Raw genomic sequence first — 23,111 nt, 5'->3', positions numbered from 1 at the left:
TTTCTCCCGACGCGTTGACGTATGTCCATTGTTGCCTATTGGATTTTCCACTTAGTGGCCACATGCTTCCATTATAGGCAAATGTGGCTTCAAACCTAGGATCTCTGTTCTGCCAAAACATAGTTGCATCGTATGTATAGCTTGATTGGCTTCCGGCATAATCAATCGGGTTACCGTCTTTCATGTCATAGGCATTGAGCATAGTTAATGTTGGAATAAAACCCGCATTTGGAGATCCCCCTTCCGAGGAAGGACGGACCCTGTTTTCTGTGTTATGACCTCTTCTTTCAATGGTGCTTGAATAAGATCGAATTAAAATAGCCTCCGTGTTATTTGCTCCTTCGGTCTGAAAAATTTTTGCATAATCAGGCATCAAAGCTCTTCCGTTGGCCAAACAGATATCATAAGCGGCTTTGCTCGCAACCAAAGCGCTCTGCCAACGGGATGCGTCATACGGATGCTTGGGGTCATTAGCAGGATTAAACTGCGGACTGGCCCAATATAATAGTACTTTAGCTTTAAGGCAGGCAGCAATTTCATATGATATTCTTCCTTGCGCATCATCGCCACTCCACTGGAAGGGTTGTAGATACTCCATAGAGAGATCCAGATCTTTAATGATTTGTTCGAAACAGGCTTTCGCGCTTGCCCGCCCCCCAACATCTAAGGTATTTGGTGTTTGTGGCTCTAGTACAAGAGGTACACCACCATATACTTTTGCTAATTCGAAATAGGTGATAGCCCTTAATGCATGATATTGACCTAAAAATCTGTCTTTTATATCTTCAGACATCGTTCCTTCAGGAATGTAAGTAATCCCATTGTTGCAACGAGCGATATCAAAATATCGATTGTCCCCAAAGTTATTTCCTTGGTATTTATTTCCCACAAAGCGCACATCATTATTGGCAAGGACGCCCTGAACTCCTAAAGCAGCTTTAGCCCATTGATCGCTCCCTGAAAAAAGATTTTCATCGCTCGCTAGATGAATCGGATAACGATCATACGTATCTTGGAAGGGAAAGCGAGGAACACACATGTCATATGTTTCTCGTAAATGCATCTCCACGGCCCCTTCTGTACTCCAAATAGCAGCGTCAATTCCTGAGCGATCTTTTAATTCGAAGAACTCGTTTTTGTTTATACAGCTTGATACTAACGTAATGGATAGAAAAGCCAATAGAATATTTTGAATTTTTAGTTTTTTATTGATCATGATTCCTTGATTTATAAATTAATACTAACACCTAAGGAAATAGTTCGTATTGTCGGATAATCGTATGCACTAGATGTATATGGATCTTTGTATTTTAACGGATTTACTAATGGCCATAGATTATTTCCTGTCGCTAATACCCGAGCACCACCCATACCGAACCGAGTCGCTAACGCCTGTGGTAATTTGTAGCTTAAAGTCATATTGTTAATGCGGATCATTGTACCATTAACCGCCCAGAATGTTGAATTTACTCCAATGGACGGGTCGTCATATCGAGGCATTTTGCCTTCATTAGGATTTTCCGGAGTCCATCGATCACGCCATATCGTTAATACGTTGTTTGTCGCCGAAGCCGATGTCACAGCACGACTGTCGTAGAATACTTTCCCCCCGAATCGCGCATTTATATTTGTGCTAAGGCTGAAATCTTTATACGTCAACCCTAAGTTTATTCCTGTTGCCAGTACAGGGTAAGCATGATCATACATTGGGACCATGTCCGATTCATTGATTATCCCATCGTTATTTTTGTCCTCATAGACCAACCAGCCGGGCTGCGGTACGTTACCCTTGAAATTATAATTCGGGTTTTTGATTAAAAACGCATCTACGTCTGCTTGAGTACGAAGCATACCAATTGCGATTAAACCTTCATTACTGCTACTATAGATACGCGGATCTAGCCCCACTCGAATGATATCTTCTCCAATAATAAGTGGTAAATAGTTTGGATTGTATAGTTCCCGTGCCACTACAGAGTTGCCAAATCCGAAATTCACACTTGCGTTTAAACGAAGATCTTTTGCCAGCTGCGTCTTATAGCCTATAGTGAACTCTGATCCCCAGTTATATATTTCTCGATAGTTTACCGTTGCCGACTTAAAACCAGCATACATTGGGTATAGTTTGTCGATTCCTCCATCGAATCCGTCGAATGTAAAATTGCGAAATACTTCTACGCCGATGTCCAATTTATTTTCAAATAGAGATGCCTCTAAACCGGCGTTGAAAGTTTGCTTCTTTTCCCAAGTAATGTTCGGATTTGGTAACACGGAGGGGTTTAACCCGATGCCGTTGTTGTTTCCAAATAGATAACCGTCATTTAGTCCCACTAAATAGCGCTCTTGCCAAAGGCGAAAAGCAACGCGATCATCGCCTGTAATACCGTAATTAATTTTTAGTTTCAGGAAATTGACAAAGGAAAAATTGTTCTTTAAAAAGTCCTCATTACTTATGATCCAACCAGCGCCAATACTTGGCGAAAATCCCCAGCGGTTTCCGGCTGCGAAATTTGACGATGCATCCAAGCGACCAACAGCTTCGATTAGATATTTTTTAGCATAATCATAGCTGAATCGGCCGAAGAACGATCGTTTCGTTGATTCGGTGACCGTACGGATAGGTTGATTCGTTTTGTTCACATCGAATGCCCACGGATCTTCGACTTCTGGCACCAATTGTCCGACCCAAATATTCGATTGTGTTTCGACATAGTTTCTAGTCTGCTCTCCGCCTAGTGTTAGATCGGTAGAATGTTTGCCGAAGATTCTGCTATAATTCAGTGTTAAGAAGCCTTGATAGCTGTTTCCTCGCGATTGCCCCGCTCGGGTTTCTGCATTCTCCATGCTTACAACAGAGACAACAGGATTAGTTAATGCTGGCTGATTCGTATAGAATCGTTTGCTGTCTCCGGTCATCTCAAAGTTGTACTCATCATAAGGAGACTTATATAACCGAGTGCTTCCAGAGTTCCCTCCTTGAGAGATTTGAAACTTAGCGGAAAGGCCTTTGAGAAACGCAGGTTGATAGTTTAGGCTCGCATTTATTCTATAACCCGAGTTTTTGCGGTGATCAAAATATCCAGAATTTAATAATGCTAAAGGATTTGTTCCGTAATCTACAGGTTTTCCATCAATACTTATAGGAACCCAGCCTGGGACAGTGATAATTGAACGGAAAAAGTCTGCGTCGTTTTCTTTCCCCAAGTCATTGTTCGATTTGTTAATATTGTGATCGACGTTAAATGCAATATCAGCTTTTAATCCAGGTAAAATAGTCGCGTTTAATCCACTCCGCATAGTGTATTTATCGATTTTTAATCCCTTATAATTGCCGTTTTCATTTTGATAACCTCCCCCTACAAAAAACGTAATTTTATCGGATCCTCCCGATATACTTAAATTGTGTCGTTGTGTTAAGGCCGGTTTCCATAATTCATCAAACCAGCTCTTGTAATTTAGTCCCTTGATATGTTCTAAATCTGCTGCAGAAAAGAATTCAGACGCCGGTTTATTGCCGACAATATTCCCTTGATTTAGCAATGTAGCATGATCGTACGGCGACAACATATCCGGAACTTTTGCCGCATCAGATATTCCTACATATCCGTTGTAACTTATGCTAGGTTTTCCTTGTTTACCTCGTTTTGTGGTTATCAAAACAACTCCTTTCGCGCCTGCTGCTCCATAAATAGCAGCGGACGCATCTTTTAAAATTGTGATTGTTTCCACCATTGAGGGATCCAAATTATCAAAAGCATCACTATTAGGCATCGATATCCCGTCAATAATATACAGAGGCTCCGCAGTGGCACCAATCGTATTACCTTGCGAGCTGGTTGATGCATTTCGTACATTCAATGTTATTGAGGATCCAGGCTTGCCGGAAACCTGACTGACTCCCAAACCCGCGATTCTGTTTCTTAACGCGCCAGCAATATTCGGTGATGGTATATCCATTAACTCTTCACCAGAGATCGTAGCGATAGATCCAACAATTTCAGAACGTTTTTTTTGACCATATCCGGTTACAACGACCTCATCGATAGCATCTGTATATTCTAGATTAATAGTTACCGAGGTGTGTCCGAGCACGTTGATTTCTTGAACTTTGTATCCTACATAGCTTACAACGATTACACCGTTCGATTCTGGCACATTTATGTTAAAAATACCATTTTCGTCGGTCTTAACCCCGGCCTTCGTCCCCTTAACCATGATGGTAGCACCGACGACTGGTTTTCCTTCGGGATCCAGCACCTTTCCGGTTATTCCCACATAGTTTACTGAATGTAATAACGAATCTGCAGGTAACCTTGATGCGACCGCGGAGATCGGTGCCCAAGCAGCCAATAGGCACAAAAAGTGAAGCCTTCTTTTCAAAAGCCATTTTCTCCTAACATAGTGATAATTCATAGGTGTAAAATTGTGTTTGTAAATAGGTTATAAAAACTGGTGGTTATCTAAAAAAAATTTATTCGTTTACAATTACCTCGGTTTGAAAAGTCGGAATCCTAGTATCGTATGTTAATAATGTATAGTTGCGCGTGATGGCTACATTAATATTTACGAAATGATCAAAACCCTTACTTTTATTGTTTTTTAATCTTTAATTGGTTAGTTTTAAAAATTGGTGTCGCGTAACAATAGCATAAATGGGGTTTGTGAAAAACGTTTCCCTACATCCCATTTAACAACTAATGAAAATTGCTATGACAAATCAACACAAAACCAAATGAATAATATTGTAAAGTATTGCCTTTTTATTATACGATATTGCCATCTCTAGGCGTGTGCTGTCATTAGGCTTGACAATCATTAAATATGGAAGAATTTACTGGTAGATAATTTGATGCTGATGATAGGTGAGCTACTGAAATAGACAAACGGATCTATTGTGCGCGTCTTGTTAATTAATGCTGAATTTCTCGTTTGTTTATAATTATGTAAAAATTTTAAAATGGGATAGAATATTAACACCTATGTTGTTTAGGTAATTTTATCGTAATTTAGTATACTAACATAATCGCCGTTTTAAATCTAGCAATACACTTATGGATACTCAAGCAGATATTTTTTTTCAAAATGAAGGTAAATGGAGAGAGGAATTTAGCCTGTTAAGGGAAATCATTACAGAGAATGATTCTCTAGTCGAAGATTTTAAATGGATGCATCCCTGCTATACATTCAACGGGAAAAATGTTGTTCTTATTCACGGATTTAAAAACTATTGTGCACTATTGTTTCATAAGGGAGCACTACTGAATGATTCGCAGCATCTTTTGATCCAACAGACTGAGAACGTTCAGTCTGCTAGACAGCTTCGGTTTTCTTCAGTAGATCAGATTGCGCATCTAGCGGCTGAAATTAAAGAGTTCGTAGCACATGCGATTGAACTCGAAAAGCAGGGGAAGAAAGTAGAATTAAAAAAGGCCTCTGATTATCCTGTTCCAGAGGAATTCCGTAAAGCTCTGGAGGAAGATGAGGAGTTAAACAGTGCTTTTAATACACTGACCCCGGGCCGGCGAAAAGCATACTTATACTATTTCAATCAGGCTAAACAGGCGAAGACGCGGGACGCAAGAATTGAGAAAAATTATCAACGTATTTTAAGTGGAAAAGGTCTTGACGATTAACGGGATGGTTTGAATATTTGATTCCAGAATCTTGATACATTTGCATGAAATCAATCAGCGGGTTGCTAGAAGAACTGATTTGTTTGTAATTTGCTAGCTGATAGGTTTGATTTAGATCCGCGTAATTACGTGTGGATATCTAACTAATATGTCTATATTAACCTAATTTTGATGCTATGAGAAACCACTTTTTCACCATTATTACCGCGACATTAATGTTTGTCCAATCTGCTGTCGCGCAGATACGCACTGGAGCGGATCAAACGCACCAATACCTCGACTATCTTGAGGGCAAACGGATTGGGATGGTCGTTAACCCGACTTCTATAATCGGTGATAAGTCGAGTGTTGATAGTTTGGTCGCATTAGGTGTGAATGTCATAAAGGTCTTCGGACCCGAGCACGGTTTCCGCGGCGATGTCGGTGCAGGAGTCACTGTGGGTGACGCGATCGACCCCGCTACCGGGGTTAAAATTGTATCCCTGTATGGAAAAACAAACAAGCCGACTAAAGCCATGTTGGAAGACGTAGATCTAATGGTATTCGATATCCAAGATATTGGTGTTCGTTATTATACATACCTAGGTACGTTGCATCGCGTGATGGAAGCCTGCGCTGAAAACGGCAAAGAGCTTTTGATTTTAGATCGACCTAATCCAAACGGGTACTTTATAGATGGCCCAATTCTAGACATGAATTATAAATCGGGTATCGGTATGCACCCTGTTCCTGTAACACACGGAATGACGGTAGGGGAATATGCCAAGATGATTAACGGAGAAGGTTGGCTTTCAGGAGGTGTCCAATGCAAAATTAAGGTGATTCCAGTTGCCAACTATACACACGATATGGAATACATTCCCCCCGTTAACATGTCTCCGAATATCAACACCTATCAATCGGTGCTTCTTTACCCTTCCACATGTCTTTTCGAAGGAACGGTTCTTAGCGAGGGGAGAGGGACATTGTTTCCATTTACCGTAATCGGGGCGCCCGCTCTTAAAGGGATATATGAGTTTTCATTTACGCCTAGAAGTATTAAAGAGATGAGCGCAACACCGATCTACCTAAATCATGAATGCTTCGGTATTGATTTGCGCAATGTGGATTTAAAAGAACTTCGCGCTCAAAAGAAAATTAATCTTTCCTGGCTCATTGATATGTATAACAGGTATCCAAACCAAGCAATCTTTTTTGATTCTCGGCAGAGTAAAGAGATTGTTGTGTTCAATAAATTGGCCGGTGGAGATACACTTCAAAAGCAAATTGAGTCAGGCTTGTCTGAAGAGCAAATCCGCAAGAGTTGGGAACCTGGATTGAAGGCCTATAAAGCAACGCGGGAAAAATACTTAATCTATAACTAGTTTGATCTTCGACGGCAAACTAGTTCGTACAGGTGTATTGTGATCGTCTTAGTTATCGAAGAGTTTAGGTTCTATTTGTCAGCGGTTTTTAGAAATTTGTACACTATTCCCAGCATAAAATATTGACGCAGGCTGAGCTGGTTTGAATAAGTTGTAGAGTTCGACCCTGAAAAAAGGTAACTTGCAATGTTTTGATTAAAAATATCAAAAGCTGAAAATTTTAACTCCCCTTTGCCGAGTATTGGATAGTAAAGGGACGCGTTTACTAAGTGCAAATTCTGTCGGTCATTATTAAGACTTGCTATCTGGTTTTTTAGTGTGTACGAAGTCTCTAATTTAAATTTCCTAATATTATGGATGTGCAAACTAGCACCAAGATTTTGCTCATTGCTAGAGATATTTCGAAAATTGACAGATCTATTTTTAAATGTTGTTTTGTCCATACCCATTCCATAAGAAGGACTGAATGTCAGTAAATCTTTATACGATAAATTTAACGAATTACTTAGGTTTCCAAAGATTCGAGTAGCTAGGTTTTCTTCCCCATTTATGTTGCTGTAGGATTGCATACTATTTGAGTATGCTCGAATTGCATAAGAGAGCTTCCATGTTTTATTCTGCACGAAGGTTTTTGAAAAATTTGCCGTGCCATAATAGTTCTCGGAACGCCCGGCTTGGTAATTTCGGCTGGTTGAAAAGCTGGTTTCGGTATCGTATGTCCTGGCATATCCCACGTCATTATCTTCTGTTGAATAGCTTACGTAGAAGGAAAAATTGATTTTAGGTTTATTAAAGTACTTATTATACTGTAGGGAATATCTATCTGTTGTCTGGTTTTCAAAATAGGGGCTAGCGTACTCGATGTGATTTGGTGAAATATCCGAATTAACGACAACGATCTGATAAAACGACGGCGGGTTAACAGTCCGGTTGTAACCGAGCCCGATTCCCTTGTAACGGATGTCGACATCCGGTAGCCAGTAATCATGTTGATTGCTTCTGTTTTGTAATTTCTGGTGATAATCAAATTGGTTGTGTAGGCCAAACCATTTCAATCCCGCTGTGACCGTCAAGTTGGCGACCGGTTGTATTCGCCAGCGTGTACCTATAGAATAGGTTTGCGTTTTCAGTCCCTTGTTGTTTGCTGCGTCCGCTCGGTTTTCAAACTGATCCGCATTTACTTTGTTTAATATATCCTCCGTTTGTGTGTCCTTCCTGTAGCTTTGTGAAGTATATACGTCGACTAGGACCTTTTTTCCTAATGGCATCTGCAGATTAAGGTTATTAGTAAGCTTGAGAGTTTCTCCCTTGGTAGTGGTAATGTTCATCCTGTTAAACAGGCTATCGCTATCTAAATAATAGCGTGTTAAAGACGTATTGTTGTTTTCGCGATTCCTTTCTTGGCGGTTTATATTTTGTGTGAACGATAAAAGCCATTTGTTTTCGAACTTTTTTTCTGCGTATATCTTTTGGTTATAATCTAGGTTGCTGTTTGACGAGCTCGATGACGAATTTCCTTCACGGACGGGAGTGTTATTATTCCGCGAACTGGCAAAATTGTTGTTCGACAGATTTCTTCCTAAATTGTTATCCAACTTTCCATCGAAAGAAACTAGCGACGTGGTATCGATTTGATATCGGAAAAATGCGCGAACGGAATGCTTTTGATCTTTCCTTTCGTGATTGTTCTGACTGGATGACTCTTCTTGAATGTCATCGTAATAGCTGTTCGAATAAGAATCTCCATCGTTGAAATTATTTCGGAACTCATAGTTATATAGAATATTGGTCTTGAGTTTCTTGGCAATATCATAATTGATGTTTATCCCGGCCGAGGCTTTGTTGGTTAATCCACCATACGAGTAATATATCGTGTTGTTGTTTTCCGCTCTTCCGTAGCCGCCATATTCGCTGAGTTCTGAATAGTTGAAACCTTCCCTGCCAATGTTATTGGCAAAACCAATGAAACTTACTTGCAATGTGTCGCGAAAAGCGTTTAACAAAGCGCCTGACTCGTAACGGTCTCGAGTTGCAGCTCCTCCATAGAATTTTCCGAAATTTGCTTTTAAAAATTCTTTTTTCATTTTCAAGTTGATGACGATGGGTAAATCAGAGTCGTCTAATACCTCTCTTTTGGATTCTCCTTTGTCTTTAATTACTTGCACCACGTCGATCAATGAAGCATCTAGATTCCGCGTAGCGATCTTAAGATCCTGAACAAAAAAATCTTTGTCATTTACTCTGACACTTTGTACTTCTTTTCCCTGATATAGTATCGTGCCGTCAATGTTCACCTGTAGACCTGGTAGGAGCTTAAGTAAATCTTCGACCGATGCGTTGGGCCGCGTTTTAAAATAGTCAGCTTTATATTCAAGCGTATCACCATTTAACCGGATTGGAGCCACACTGGTAACCAAGACTTCTTCTATTAGATTCCCGCCCATAATAACCGAGTCGAGATCGAGTGTTTCCGATGGTTTTAAATTGATCATTTTCTCAAAGGGCGTGCTATTCACATGTGAAATATATAAAATTAGAGCTTTCTTCGTGGGGACGCGAACAAGCTCAAAGTTTCCCTTTTTGTCACTTAAAGCATAGCTAAGGACTAGAGAATCACTTTGGGAAACTATCGAAACTGTTGCCTTTTCCAAGGGGTTTAACTCAGCGTCAAATATTTTTCCTTTTATTTCCGCATTATTTTGTGCGTGAAGGTGAATAACAGCAATAATAAATAAAACGAACGTAGCAGTTCTTTTCATGAATTTAGGTAATTGTTAATTGATTTAACTAATATAAGATTTTTTATTAATACTTATTTGATTATTGTTGATTTGATCTTCTTACGCTGATTCTGCTTTAAAACGTCGAGTAATGGGACTTAAACTAAGGTAGTGCTGAAAAAAATAGTTATTTTTAACCGAGACTTTCCGTCGCCAGCCCCACGGGAAGCAAACTGATATAAACATGTCATGCGCCAAATTTTGAGACTTATAATTTCATGATTTGTTAATATTGTTGTGATCTGACGATAATATAAAACCGCGATGTTTGGCAGCAAGGAGAATTTGATTTTTATAGAGACTGGGAGGTCAGCCTCGATTATTATAAAAAATAACATGAAGAAATATTCATTGTTGAGCCATCTGCTATTTGCAGCCGCTATTAGCTTTTTTCAACCCGTATTTGCGCAACAATCAAATGATAAAGGAAAGGGAGAAAGCTTGCGTGCTGAACTCTTCAAAGAAAATAGCGATAAGGTGTTTGTTGTAGCCCACCGAGCCGACTGGCGAAATTTCCCAGAAAATTCAATGGGTGCTATACGTAGCGCTATTGCCATGGGGGTTGATATCCTTGAGCTGGATGTCCAACGAACGAAGGACGGCGTGCTCGTATTGATGCATGATGCGACGCTTAATCGAACAACATCAGGAAAAGGAAAAGTATCGGAGACCGTTTATGCAGAGCTCGAAAAACTTCGTTTAAGAAATGGAGCGAACGTTATAACCAGAGAACGTATTCCAACATTAGAGGAAGCTTTATTGGAAATAAAAGATAAAGTATTGGTGAACCTTGATAAAGCGGACCGTTATTTTGATGAGATATACCCCATGTTGCAGCGCACGGGAACGACAAGTCAAATCATCATGAAAGGGTCGGCGGATGCGCTAACCGTCGCCGAAAAGTTTGGCCCGTATTTGAGAGACGTATTATATATGCCTATTGTAAATATCGATCAACAGGGGGCGATTGACAAGGTTTTAACGCTTGATGACCAGCTTGCACCTGTTGCCTTTGAGCTCACCTATAAAGATACTACTCATACTGCCGCTCGTAAAATTAAGCCCATATTAAAAGGCCGAAGCTTAATATGGTACAACTCGTTATGGGCTTCCCTCTCAGGGGGCTTAGATGATGATAGAGCTGTCGAGGATCCAGCGAAAATATATGGCTTTTTAATTGATACGCTGGGTGCACGCATTATTCAAACCGATAGACCCGAATTGTTGATTAACTATTTGAAATCAAGAGGATTGCATTAGATTTTAGTCCTTTGGTCAGTATTCAAGTCGGATGATGTATTTGTAGGCCGAGTTTAGGCAAAGTAAGGCATACTAATACCCTCCCGAAACAAATATTGGAACAGCGTATCCAATAGGTCAACAGACAGATATAACGAGCTAGGGAGCTGTTGCTCCCTAGTTCTCTATCTTTAATTTACCAATAAAAGGTGATTCGTCAATGGTCTCAATCGCCTCGGAGATTTGGTAACAAATCTGGTAGTGATTAGCTATCTCATCTTGAAACTTTTGGAACTTTCCTACGGGTACTTTTTCAAAGAACCAAGTAGGATTAAATGGGTCTGAATTTAAAGATGTTACAATCGCATTAAAGCCATCCGCTTTCGCTGAAATGAGCTTGTCTTTTGTTATTTCTACAAATTTCATAGTACCCTAAATTACAAAAAAAATACAAAAACAACAGGTTTAATATTAATGAATGGTTAAATTTTGGTCATTTCTTAACTATTAGTTATGCTTGTGCTTGGTTTGTTGTTGTCTTAGTATCCTGTTTATCAGCTATTTATTTGTTTTTACTCTTTTTGTTGCTGCTGAATCAGGAATTTATTTATTTTTTTTCGTTTGTAAAGAAATAAAGGAAAAAAACAGTTGATTTGACGGTATATGAGCCCGTAAGATAATAGATAAAATGCGAAATACGGAGTCGATTTTGTCGAATAAATTGCCCGCTGAATTACCTTAAAGTATTTATAATGTTTCGAACGGTTGCTAACTTTCAAACGACAAGGATTGGTCAATGGTTACCGTATCGTTTTTGTTCGTTTAAAACTAAAAAGTGGGTTTGTTTGTTGGTAGTTCAAATGATTTATTATGAGATTTAACGCGAAGTTTGCTAGTATCACTTTGTTACTGTTGGTTAATATAAGTTGCAAGCAGAATGTAAAGGAAACAGTTCGCGTGCCGCCGGGAAGCGATAGTGTCCCGATAGTGCCGGATAATACCCCTCCAAAGGATTCAATGATCGACTCAGGATTGACTGCAGATTCTTCAAATTTAAGAACTAAAGCCTCTCAACAGGAGACTCCAAAATTTACAATACGTGAAGGCAAGCATAGTTTAAGTCTTCAATGGATAAGCTGGGAGGAATTGGGGGTTGCAGAAGTGGAGCATATCGGAGACAATAAATATCGTATCTCAGGAGAGCAGAGACATCCGCAAAACGATGACTATTTGAAGATAGATGGTACTCTGGAAGTTGTCTCTAAAACCGAGCTAATATTTAATGGAACCGTGGAAACCAAATCGGAATCGGTAAATAACGGGGAACCCTGCTTGAAAGAGGGAGAACAGCGGTTTTTATCCACTAAAAACCGTAAATATTGGCGTATGCAAGATATGGAGAATTGTGAAGGAGGGATGGTGTTAGATTACGTCGACATTTATTTTTAATTTAGATATTACAATCAAGTTTTGTAATTTATTTCTGGTGCTATTTGCTTAGAAACTAGCGGGATGGGTTGTGGTTCGTGTTGCCGGTTTCCGAGAACGCTACCGCTATTTTTCTCGGTCAATTCGTTGGAATTATTGAGTTTATCTTATTTCTTTGGGTAGATCGATTATGATACTCACTGATCGAAATAAAATAAACCACAACGATTATGATACGAAAATGTTTGCACAAACAGTTCGGATTAATTGGGCTTCTAAGCTTATTGTTTATAACATATTCCGGTTATTTACAAGCGCAAGCTCAAGGCTCAATACGGACAGTAACGGTGCTCGACAAGTCGAGTCAAGCACCGCTGGCGGGAGCGACCGTCACAAATCTTAAAACAAATTCTTCGGGAAGTAGTGCTGCGGGCGGTGTTGTTAAAATTGAAGCATCGACGGGTGACTCATTACGTGTAACAATGCTTGGGTTCGATGAGCTCGTAGTACGTGCTACATCCTCGTCTTCAATTAGCGTTCAACTTGCCCAAAAACAAGAAACTATTAGCGAAGTGGTCGTGACCGCGTTGGGTATAAAACGTGAAACACGCGGCTTAACCTTCGCTACCCAGCAATTATCCGGCGATGCAGTCAATGATGTTCGAGATAACAGTGGTAACATTATGAGTGGATTAACAGGAAAGGTCGCCGGCGCAGTAGTAACTACCGCATCCTCAGGTCCGGGAGCTGCTGTACGAGTGGTCCTTCGAGGAAATAAGTCTATTTCTGGAAATAACAACGCTTTGGTTGTTGTTGACGGTGTGCCGTACGACAATTCCGCAGGCCCACAACCATCGGGAACGACACCAAGTTATGGAACAAGCGACGGAGCGGCTAACATCAATCCAGATGATATCGAATCGATAAATATTCTTAAAGGTCCCTCTGCCGCCGCGCTGTACGGTAGTCGAGCTGCGAACGGTGCTATCGTTATTACGACTAAGCAAGGAAGCGAAGGACGCTATCAAATCGATTATAACGGGGGTATTTCTCTGGATCAGGTTAATATGCTAAGTAAGTTTCAAAATAGTTACGGGCGAGGAAATGGAGGAGGGACCGGGACCAACGTAGCGGAAAGCTGGGGAGCCAAAGGAACAACAGTCGCTGATAACGTGAGCAGCGTATTTGAAAACGCGACTACCATTAACAACAGCATAAGCACCTATGGTGGAACGGAGAAAGTAAGAGGGTATATGTCCTATTCGAATAATAACATCGGTGGTATTTTCCCAGGGAACAAACTCGATCGAAATAGTTTGAATTTACGCGTAAATACCGAGTTAATTCCAAAGCTAAAGACGGATGTAAAGCTTAATTACATGAATCAAAAGGTGAATGATCGTCCGCGGTTGGGAGATATGGGGATTCCTGTTGAAGCCTATATCATGCCACGGGACTTAACTCTAGAAGAGTTAGGGAATTATGAAGAAATAAACTCAACCAATGGGGAACCACAACGTAAATATTGGTCAGGATCCTCCATCTACGACAATCCGTTATGGAGCCTAAATCGAACGGAAGTTAACGAGGTTCGGGACCGTATAACGGCTTTAGGTAGCATTTCCTACGAACTTATGGATGGGCTAAGTATTATGGGGCGTTATAGTTTTGATAAGTACATTGATAAGGCCGAGGGATCATTTTATGATGGCACGGTCTCCCTTGGAAGTGTGAGACCCGGGGGCATGTATTATCAAACGCATACGCGTTACTGGGAGCACAACTTGGATTTCTTGATTACCGGTGACAATAAACTTAACGATGTGATCCAGCTGAACTATAACGTGGGAACGAGTTTTTTGAAACGTAATTATGATACATTCCAAAATATGGCTAACGGCTTGTCGATTCCTAACCAGTTCTCTCTTATGATGGCTACTACCCCTGAGTTTTTACTGGTAAATAGTTATGTTAGACAACTAAATTCCGTGTATGCAAGTGCGCAACTGGGTTTTTACGACAACATATTTCTTGACCTGACGGCGCGAAATGATTGGTCTTCGACGCTGGAAGCGCCCCATAGTTATTTTTATCCTTCAGCGGGTTTATCAGTTGTGTTTCACGAATGGTTAAAAATGCCTGATTGGGTTTATTTTGGGAAAATTAGAGGATCTTATACCCAAGTTGGTAACGATCCAAATCCTTATCTGCTCAATCAACTTTATCAATTTGGACTAGGTGCAGGAAGCGGCTTTGTTTCCCGAAGTCCTACAAAAGCGATCCCTGATTTAAAACCCGAACAGACCAAGTCCTTCGAAGCAGGGTTGGACATGAAATTTTTTGCAGACCGTTTGTCATTTGAAGCAACGTACTATAAAAGTAATACGGTTAACCAGCTACTGTTTTTATCACTGCCGATGGCTAGCGGGTTTAGTAGGGAATATATAAACGCGGGTAACATCGAGAATCGGGGGTTTGAACTCCAGCTTGCCGCATCTCCCGTTAAAAATGAAAATTTTAGCTGGTCGACAGCAGTGAATTTCTCGACCAATACCAACAAAATAATCGAGCTGCACGAAAAAACTAAACGTGCAAACATTTCTGACAACACCAAATACGCGACAGTTGTTGTCAATGAGGGCGAAAAGTATGGCGACCTTTACGGACACACCTGGATGAAAGATGAAGCTACAGGAAAATATATTGTAGATGCCGAGGGACTACCTGTTGTAGAGACGAATAAAAAGTTAGGGAATTTTAATCCCAAAGCTATGCTCGGATGGAGTAACACCATCGACTATAAAAATTTCTCATTACGCACCCTAATTGATGCAAGAATTGGCGGCGAAATCGTGTCGGGAACGGCGGCCTATCTTGCGGCATTCGGTGTAGGAGAGTTTACCGAGCAATATCGTGAAGGAGGGTTGGTTTTGGATGCGGTAACGGAAGAGGGACAAAATAATACAACGGCGATAACCTCGCAGCAACTTTGGACAAAAGTTTCTCAAAATGGGAGAGATGCTTGGGGTGAATTTTTTACATACGATATGACAAACGTACGTATGCGCGAGCTTGCATTAAGCTACAAATTCAATCTTCCCGAAAAACATGCAATTAAAGGCGCCCAAGTGTCTCTAACGGCACGAAATCTATTTTTCTTCTATCGAGGGAAATCGAAGTTAGACATTCCTGGAATCGGCAAGATCGACAACCCCGTAGATCCAGAGGGAGCTTTAGGAGCGGGTAATTACCAAGGAGTGGAGGTTGGACTTCCTCCAGCTGTGCGCACCTATGGGCTGAACGTAAAATTATCATTTTAATCTAAATTGCTATGAAAAAGAAATTTCTATATACAGCGATGATAGGTCTTTCGCTCGTTTCCTGCACGAAAGATTTTGAAGAGTATAATAAAGACCCTAATAATCTAACTGAAGTCGGTGCACGGGAGAGACCTTTTATGTTCGCCAAAGCGCAATCTTCCTCGGCTATGAATAGATCGTTCTACCAAACGGTTCAAAATCTAGGCCCAGATATTTACGCACAGTATTTTGCTTTGACAACGACCTCATTTCGTACAGATCGTTATATGCTGACTCCCGATTGGCAACGCCGGTTTTGGACAGTAGTTTATGTCGATACTGCACCTCAGCTTAAAAGCATTTTAGAAAATGTCGAGGAGGGTTCCGGTGAAGCGGCACTTGCGAACATTTTATGGGTATACGCTTTTCACCGGTTGACCGATCAATTTGGACCAATTCCCTACTTTGAGGCAGCGACAGCCAATGAGACGATTCCATATGATTCGATGGATAAAATTTATGAAGATTTTTTCGTTAAACTCAAAAGTGCAGTCGATATTTTGAAAGCGCAACCTGCACAGACCAAAATATACGAAGGTTACGATTTGATGTACAATGGAGATATTCAAAAATGGATTTCTTTCGCTAATTCGCTACGCTTAAGACTCGCTTTACGAATTTCGGATATTGATCCCACTAAAGCGAAGATAGAAGCTGAAGCCGCCGTTACGGACGGGGTGATGGAAGATAATTCCCAGAATGCCTCTCTAGAAAAATCTCTTGACGGAAATGATACCAATGGCTTGTCTCAAGTTGCTGTTTGGAACGAATTTGCGATGAGTTCGACGATAGCATCCTATTTAAAAGGATATGCCGATCCCAGACTAAGCATCTTTTTTCAACCCAGCATAGCCACGGGGGAATTTAACAGCGTGCGAAATGGAATGAGTACGACGGACTTAGGTGTGGCTCGAAACCAATCACCAGCAAATTCAAACGTAGGTACCTATTGGGTGACGTACAGCGGGAATACAATTGAAGGGAATCTGACGAACCGTCAACATGTGATGGGGGCGGCTGAATCTTATTTTTTGCGTGCCGAGGGCGCATTAAACGGATGGAACATGGGTGGGTCTGCGAAAGAGTTGTATAATGAAGGTATACAGGTGAGCATGGAGCAGTGGGGTGTAGAAGATCCCGCTCAGATAAGTACATACATAGCTTCTAAAAAAACACCGAGTGCACCAGGCGACTATCACGCTTCTGTACCGGTGTCCGATACACCTGTTGCTTGGGCTACGGACGAGCCGACGCAGCGGGAACAGATTGGCGTGCAAAAATGGCTCGCGATCTTCCCCGATGGAATGGAGGCGTGGGCGGAATTTAGACGTTCGGGGCACCCAGTCATGTATAACGTGCTGGTAACGGAAAATCCAGATCTCCCCCGAGGTACGTTTATTAATCGTATGCCCTATCCTTTGACCGAAGAAACAAGTAATTTGGAAGAACTCGAAAAAGGACGGTCATTGCTTGGGGGACCTGATAATGCAGCAACTAGACTTTGGTGGGATATCGATTAATTTTCACAGATAAATGTATAATCAAGACACAGCAAATAATTCGACGGGTGACTTCTCTTCTTTTAGCGAGGTCCAGCAATGGATGGCTTTAAAGAAAGTTCGTGCCCTTCACCTGCGTGCAAAAAAGAATACAGATAAAAATTTGCGTTCGCTGTTAAAACAGCTGGTCGGCGTAGACGCTGGTCGGTTAGCTTCGGTGGATATGCGTACGGTAAGAGTTCTTGACTTTAACGGCTATTCTATACGAAAGATCCTTTTTCAAACCCTGCCGGGCGTATATGTGCCAGCAAACCTTTACGTTCCTTCTGGGGATGGTCCATTTCCGGCAGTACTAAATAGCCATGGCCACTGGGAGGGGGGGAAAGCAGGAGAGATTGTACAACAGACTGCGCAGCTCTTAGTCGGAGCTGGATATGTGGTGCTTTGTATGGATGCATGGGGCGCTGGCGAACGAGGAACAGGCCATAAGCATGAATATCACGGAGCTCATTTGGGGGGAGCGCTTTTATGTGCGGGAGAGTCGCTGCTAGCACTGCAGCTGTTAGATAATCTGCAAGGGGTGAATCTTCTCTGTTCGCTCGATGTTGTTGCGCAGGATAAAATAGCGTCGGTTGGTGCAAGTGGAGGAGGAAATCAATCAATGTGGATTAGCGCCATTGATCCCCGGGTTAAAGCTTCGGTGCTCGCGGTAAGTGTTGGCACATTTTCGGGATATATCTTGGAAAGTAATTGTATGTGTGAGCTTTTACCCGAAGGGCTGCTGCATGTTGAGGCTAGTGAGGTTATCGGTGCGATTGCCCCTAGAGCGGTTAAAATATTTTCCGCCAAAGAAGAACAAATCCCTGCATTTGAAGTTGGACAGATGCGAGCGGTGGTTCAAGGGGCTGCCGACTATTTTGCTGCTAAGAATGCGAATGAAAACCTCGGCTTTGAAGTGTTTGATACCCAACACGATTTCACGCCAGAGATGCAGCGGGCAATGCTTACGTTTTTAAATGAAAAATTGGACATATTTATGGAGAAGCCAAACAATGATTTCGTCTGTTTGGAAACGGAACATTTACAGGTGTTGGGCTCTCTTGAATCTCGGAAATTGGTCGTTACTACCCGAGAATTTTTGGTCGACCGCAAAAATGCTGTAAATAGATCGTTGCTATCACTGAATCAGATAAAAAGATTACACCACGTAAATCTGTTACGTGGCCTCTTAAAGATAGAGCATAACCTAACAGTGACAGGCCCTAGTGAACATTGGCGGTTTCCCGACGGGAACGCCGTTAGGCTAAACACTAACGATGGTTATACAATTCCTATCGAGCATAACATCCGTTCAAATTGCAAAGAAATCACCCTTGTCCTATCCACGGAGCCTTCTCAAAATTTAATGGTTGCCCCCGGCCTTATCCATGTGGATATGCTTGGTTTTAATCGAAGAAGATTACCGCAGCTCGATGAACAGGAGCAGGGGCTGCCTATGTTTCACACGTTGATGCGTTCCTTTTTATGGGTGGGTGAGCAGTTGATGGGCCGCTGGGTAGCTGAAATTAGAGCACTCATCAGGTTGCTAAAAGAGCAAGTCGCCCCCGTATCTATTCGTATTTCGGCGCAAAGAGATCTCGCCCTAGCAGCTCTTTTTTATAGCGTATTATACGATGACCTAACCGCACTTGACCTAGACGCATCGATTTTAAATCTAGATCTTCCTAATGTAGTCGAAAACGCCAAATCATCTAGCATGGCAGTACACGTTCCGGGATTTCTTAATTGGGGTGGAGTTCCTTTGTTGGCATCCTTAAGCCGGGCCGAACTGTCGTTTTCAAACTCTGTGGATATCGGAGGAAACAAGCTGCAGGTCGCGGAAATAAACGCTTTTAACGAGCATGTAGAAGCGCTTAAGCACAAAATAATAGAATGAAGTTAGAAATTAATTTAAATCTTATTTATGAGTACAAATAGAAGGTCATTTTTAAAACTTTCGGCGCTTGCAGGGCTTGGAATGGTCGCGCCAGTAAGTTGCAAACCCGAAGCAGATGCCGAGGAAAAAGGAGCTCTAAGTGACATCCTAGAGCAAGTTAACGCTAAGTACGAGCCTGTATTTAATATGTCTGGCTACGCCGCCCCGCCCCTTCCACAAGTTCGGTTGGCATTTATAGGGACAGGAAATAGAGGGAGCGCTGCAGTAGAGCGGATGAGCCGTATTGATGGCGTTAAAATTCAGGCTATCTGTGACGTGCGTAAAAGCAAGGCGGAGGCAGCAAAAGCTAGGATTACCTCCTCGGGACATCCAGCGGCAATCTATACGGATGATCCGGATGCGTGGAAGCAAGTTTGTGAAGATCCCGATATTGATTTAATATACGTAGCGACCCATTGGGCGCTGCACGCTGATATTGCTGTATATGCGATGGAGCACGGTAAACACGTCGCCCTAGAAATTCCCGCAGCCACAACCGTCGAAGACTGTTGGCGACTGGTGACTACATCAGAAAAAACCAAGAAGCATTGCGTAATCCTAGAAAATTGCTGTTATGATTTTTTTGAGCTTCTAACGTTAAACTTAGCACGGCAAGGATATTTTGGAGAAATCGTTCACTGTGAGGGCGCTTATATACATGATATTTTGGATAGCTTCTTCGAGGAAGACGCACGTTTTGATTTCTGGCGTTTGAAAGAAAATACTGGACGTAACGGAAACTTATATCCTACTCATGGTCTTGGCCCTATTTGTCAGATACTGAATGTTAATAGAGGAAATCGTTTAGAATATCTTACCTCGATGGCTTCAAAGGATTTTTCCTTAGGACCCAAAGCGGAAGAATTAGCGAAGACCGATGAACGTTTTAAAGAATACGCAGGCAAAAACTTTAGAGGAAATATGAATACTTCCAGCGTTTTTACCGCGAGCGGGAGTACCATTATGCTACAGCACGACGTGAGTACGCCTCGCCCATATTCGAGGATACATCTGATTAGCGGGACCAAGGCGTTCGCACAAAAGTATCCGCTGCCTGGAAAAATCGCGGTTGGGCATGAAGACTTTCTGACCGAAGACCAACTTAAGGATCTGGAAAATAAATATACGCCAGAGATCGTAAACAGGATTGGACAGCTGGCTAAGCGTATTGGCGGTCATGGAGGGATGGACTTTATGATGGATTGGCGTCTGATCGACTGTTTGCGTAACGGGTTGCCGGTAGATATGGATGTCTACGACGCTGCGGTTTGGAGCGTTATAGGTCCTTTGAGCGAATGGTCCGTTGCCAATGGTTCCAAACCGATCGATGTCCCAGACTTCACAATGGGAAGATGGAAAGAAAACAAAGTGCACGATATCAACCTCCAAACAGGGGGTAACACGAAGGTTATAGAAAATTAAATAGAAACAAAAACGAATAAAAAGTGAAAATTCAAACTAACGAAACGAGACTAGAGCTCGGAAAAGAGGCTGCGGATCTAGCAGGACAATATATCAAAGAAGCTATAGCAAAAAAAGGCGTGGCAAATATAATCTTAGCAACAGGATCGAGTCAATTTGAGACGATTGAGGCATTAATCGAAGACAAAGATATCGATTGGTCTAAAGTGCGGATGTTCCATCTGGATGAATATATAGGTATGCCTATTGAACATAAGGCCAGTTTTCGGAAATATCTGACGGAGCGCTTTCTAGACAAGGTTGCCCCCTTGCTTGAAGTCGTATTGATAAATGGAGAAACAGATCCCGAAGAAGAGTGTAAACGGTTGGGCGATAAAATTCTTCAGTTCCCAATCGACGTCGCATTTGTTGGCATTGGAGAGAATGGTCACTTAGCGTTTAACGACCCTCCTGCTGATTTTGACAACGAGCAGCCCTATGTTGTTGTGAATCTAGATAAACAGTGCCGAATGCAACAACTTGGCGAGGGATGGTTTAACAATCTAGAGGAAGTACCTCTTCAAGCGATATCGATGTCGATAAAGCAGATAATGAAGTCTGATACGATTATTTGTTCAGCGCCAGACAGGCGTAAGGCTCAGGCAGTAAAAGACTGTTTAACCGGATCGGTTACCAACCTTCATCCAGCAAGTATTCTACAAGAACACCCAGCGTCATTCTTTTTCTTAGACAAAGAATCTGCATACTTATTATAATATGGAAAACATCAAGCCTTCACGGACATTAAACTCGCATTCAACGATTGTTTCGATCGTCATATTGGGCTTGATGTTTTTTACTTTCGGTTTCATTTCTTGGGTCAATGCTATTTTGATTCCCTATTTTAAGATCGCTTGTGAACTCACCAATTTTCAGTCATACTTGGTCGCCTTCGCCTTCTACATTTCTTATCTGGTGATGTCAATGCCCTCGTCTTACTTACTTAAAAAGGTTGGATATAAAAACGGTATCGTAATCGGATTTTGGATACTCGCGCTTGGTGCTTTGATTTTTGTTCCGGCAGCCTATGGCCGGACCTACGGTGTATTTTTGTTGGGGTTGTTTACATTGGGGACGGGGTTGGCGTTATTGCAAACCGTTGCCAACCTCTATATTACGCTAATCGGTGATGTAGAACGGGCAGCTCAACGGATCAGTATCATGGGGATCTGTAACAAAGGAGCGGGGATCCTTGCTCCATTAGCATTCTCTTGGGCCGTCCTTCGTCCTACAGATCAGGCGCTTTTCCTGACTATTCCCACCTTAGGGGATAGCGAACGAGCACTAGTACTTGATGAATTAATACTCCGCGTTGTAACCCCTTACACAGTCCTTGCTATAATACTTCTTTTAATAGGTCTTGCTATTAAGTTTTCCCCACTTCCGGAAGTGCAAACCCAACAACCTGAAAATAAAATCACTTCGAACAAAGGTGGATTGCTCCACTATCCACATCTTGTCTTAGGAGCAATTGCGATTTTTCTACATGTGGGAACACAGGTAGTCGCCATAGATACTGTTATAGGTTATGCAGGAACAATGGGGCTCACCCTCCTTGAAGCGAAAAGTTTGCCCTCTTATACGTTGACGGCAACGATTATTGGGTATATTTTGGGTATTGTTATCATACCTAGGTTTGTCAAACAGCGGAACATGCTCCAAATTTGTGCTGTACTAGGTTTGTCATTGTCTTTACTTGTCTGCCTCGTATACGGGGAGGTAACATGGTTTGACAAACGGCTAGACATCTCCATTTGGTTTTTGGTGTTAATTGGGCTACCCAACGCCTTAATTTGGGCGGGAATTTGGCCATTAGCATTAGCAGACCTTGGCGAGCACGCGAAACAAGGATCCGCGCTATTAATAATGGGCCTTTGCGGCAACGCCATTATACCGTTAATTTACGGAGGGATTGCTGATGTTACAAACGAGAAAACAGCATACTGGGTATTAGTACCTTGTTTTTTATATATTGTGTATTACGCTTTTTGGGGAGCTAACCTTAGATCTTGGACAAATAAGCAAAAATAAAGAGCATAGAAAAGATTTGTGTAATTTTCTCATAATTAGAAAGCGGCGGACTCTCTAAGGATTAGTTTGCAGGGCAATAATAATTCCTGTGTTTCAAAATCGGAATTCTTGATATGTTTGATAAGTAGCCTACAGCTTTGACGGCCGATTTCAAAAGCAGGTTCTTCTACAGTTGTGAGATTTGGCTCGATAATCGTCGCTATCGGATCGTTTGTAAAGCCTATAACCCCAATATCTTTTCCCACTGTGTGTCCGGCTCTTTTTATAGCCTGGATAGCGCCTACTGCTTTTCGGTCATTGACAGCAAATATGGCATTAGGTGGGTCAACCAGGTCGAGCAAT

The 23,111-nt window shown here is 41.7% G+C and carries 15 protein-coding genes; 10 read left to right on the top strand and 5 right to left on the bottom strand.

The window, feature by feature from the left end; all coding sequences use genetic code 11:
* Both HP439_RS08825 and HP439_RS08820 read right to left on the bottom strand, forming a co-directional pair.
* A partial coding sequence (locus HP439_RS08825; protein WP_172389975.1) for a RagB/SusD family nutrient uptake outer membrane protein occupies positions 1-1,216 on the bottom strand: 1,216 nt, incomplete at its 3' end.
* Positions 1,217-1,227: 11 nt separating this feature from the next.
* The gene (locus tag HP439_RS08820) at positions 1,228-4,413 is read right to left on the bottom strand and encodes a SusC/RagA family TonB-linked outer membrane protein (protein WP_172389974.1); all 3,186 of its coding nucleotides are present in this window, start codon (positions 4,411-4,413) and stop codon (positions 1,228-1,230) included.
* 638 nt (positions 4,414-5,051) lie between these two features.
* Between HP439_RS08820 and HP439_RS08815 the strand changes: the two genes are divergently transcribed.
* Positions 5,052-5,633, top strand: a complete 582-nt coding sequence (locus tag HP439_RS08815; protein WP_172389973.1) for a YdeI/OmpD-associated family protein — start codon at positions 5,052-5,054, stop codon at positions 5,631-5,633.
* Positions 5,634-5,809: 176 nt separating this feature from the next.
* Entirely contained in the window at positions 5,810-6,997 is a 1,188-nt protein-coding gene (locus HP439_RS08810; protein ID WP_172389972.1) for an exo-beta-N-acetylmuramidase NamZ family protein, read from the top strand.
* A 71-nt stretch (positions 6,998-7,068) separates the two neighbouring features.
* On the opposite strand, the gene HP439_RS08805 is transcribed toward HP439_RS08810, so the two are convergent.
* The gene (locus HP439_RS08805) at positions 7,069-9,756 is read right to left on the bottom strand and encodes an outer membrane beta-barrel protein (RefSeq protein ID WP_172389971.1); all 2,688 of its coding nucleotides are present in this window, start codon (positions 9,754-9,756) and stop codon (positions 7,069-7,071) included.
* A 357-nt stretch (positions 9,757-10,113) separates the two neighbouring features.
* Between HP439_RS08805 and HP439_RS08800 the strand changes: the two genes are divergently transcribed.
* A complete protein-coding gene (locus HP439_RS08800; protein WP_172389970.1) occupies positions 10,114-11,037 on the top strand; it encodes a glycerophosphodiester phosphodiesterase family protein in 924 nt (307 codons plus the stop codon).
* Positions 11,038-11,193: 156 nt separating this feature from the next.
* On the opposite strand, the gene HP439_RS08795 is transcribed toward HP439_RS08800, so the two are convergent.
* A complete protein-coding gene (locus tag HP439_RS08795) occupies positions 11,194-11,442 on the bottom strand; it encodes a hypothetical protein (protein WP_172389969.1) in 249 nt (82 codons plus the stop codon).
* A gap of 444 nt (positions 11,443-11,886) precedes the next feature.
* Here HP439_RS08795 and HP439_RS08790 point away from each other — a divergent pair, with 444 nt between their 5' ends.
* From HP439_RS08790 to HP439_RS08760, 7 genes are all read left to right on the top strand, one after another.
* Complete coding sequence (locus HP439_RS08790) at positions 11,887-12,465, top strand: hypothetical protein (RefSeq protein ID WP_172389968.1); 579 nt, start codon at positions 11,887-11,889, stop codon at positions 12,463-12,465.
* Between the two features lie 209 nt (positions 12,466-12,674).
* Complete coding sequence (locus HP439_RS08785) at positions 12,675-15,764, top strand: SusC/RagA family TonB-linked outer membrane protein (RefSeq protein WP_172389967.1); 3,090 nt, start codon at positions 12,675-12,677, stop codon at positions 15,762-15,764.
* Positions 15,765-15,775: 11 nt separating this feature from the next.
* Positions 15,776-17,323 carry a SusD/RagB family nutrient-binding outer membrane lipoprotein gene (locus HP439_RS08780; protein WP_172389966.1) on the top strand — a complete coding sequence of 516 codons (1,548 nt, stop codon included), beginning with the start codon at positions 15,776-15,778 and terminating at the stop codon, positions 17,321-17,323.
* Positions 17,324-17,336: 13 nt separating this feature from the next.
* Complete coding sequence (locus tag HP439_RS08775) at positions 17,337-19,238, top strand: alpha/beta hydrolase family protein (protein ID WP_172389965.1); 1,902 nt, start codon at positions 17,337-17,339, stop codon at positions 19,236-19,238.
* 27 nt (positions 19,239-19,265) lie between these two features.
* Positions 19,266-20,699 (top strand): Gfo/Idh/MocA family protein, encoded by a 1,434-nt coding sequence (locus HP439_RS08770; RefSeq protein WP_172389964.1) that lies wholly within the window; start codon positions 19,266-19,268, stop codon positions 20,697-20,699.
* A gap of 23 nt (positions 20,700-20,722) precedes the next feature.
* Positions 20,723-21,454, top strand: coding sequence for a 6-phosphogluconolactonase (locus tag HP439_RS08765; RefSeq protein ID WP_172389963.1), 732 nt, complete (start codon positions 20,723-20,725; stop codon positions 21,452-21,454).
* A 1-nt stretch (position 21,455) separates the two neighbouring features.
* Positions 21,456-22,769 (top strand): sugar MFS transporter, encoded by a 1,314-nt coding sequence (locus HP439_RS08760; protein WP_172389962.1) that lies wholly within the window; start codon positions 21,456-21,458, stop codon positions 22,767-22,769.
* Positions 22,770-22,804: 35 nt separating this feature from the next.
* Here the strand turns inward: HP439_RS08760 and HP439_RS08755 are convergent.
* A partial coding sequence (locus HP439_RS08755; protein ID WP_172389961.1) for a substrate-binding domain-containing protein occupies positions 22,805-23,111 on the bottom strand: 307 nt, incomplete at its 5' end.

The sequence above is a fragment of the Sphingobacterium shayense genome, assembly GCF_013179575.1.
Taxonomy (GTDB): domain Bacteria; phylum Bacteroidota; class Bacteroidia; order Sphingobacteriales; family Sphingobacteriaceae; genus Sphingobacterium; species Sphingobacterium shayense.
The sequence above is the reverse complement of the archived record's forward strand: the minus strand, read 5'-3'. Positions and strand labels throughout refer to the sequence as shown.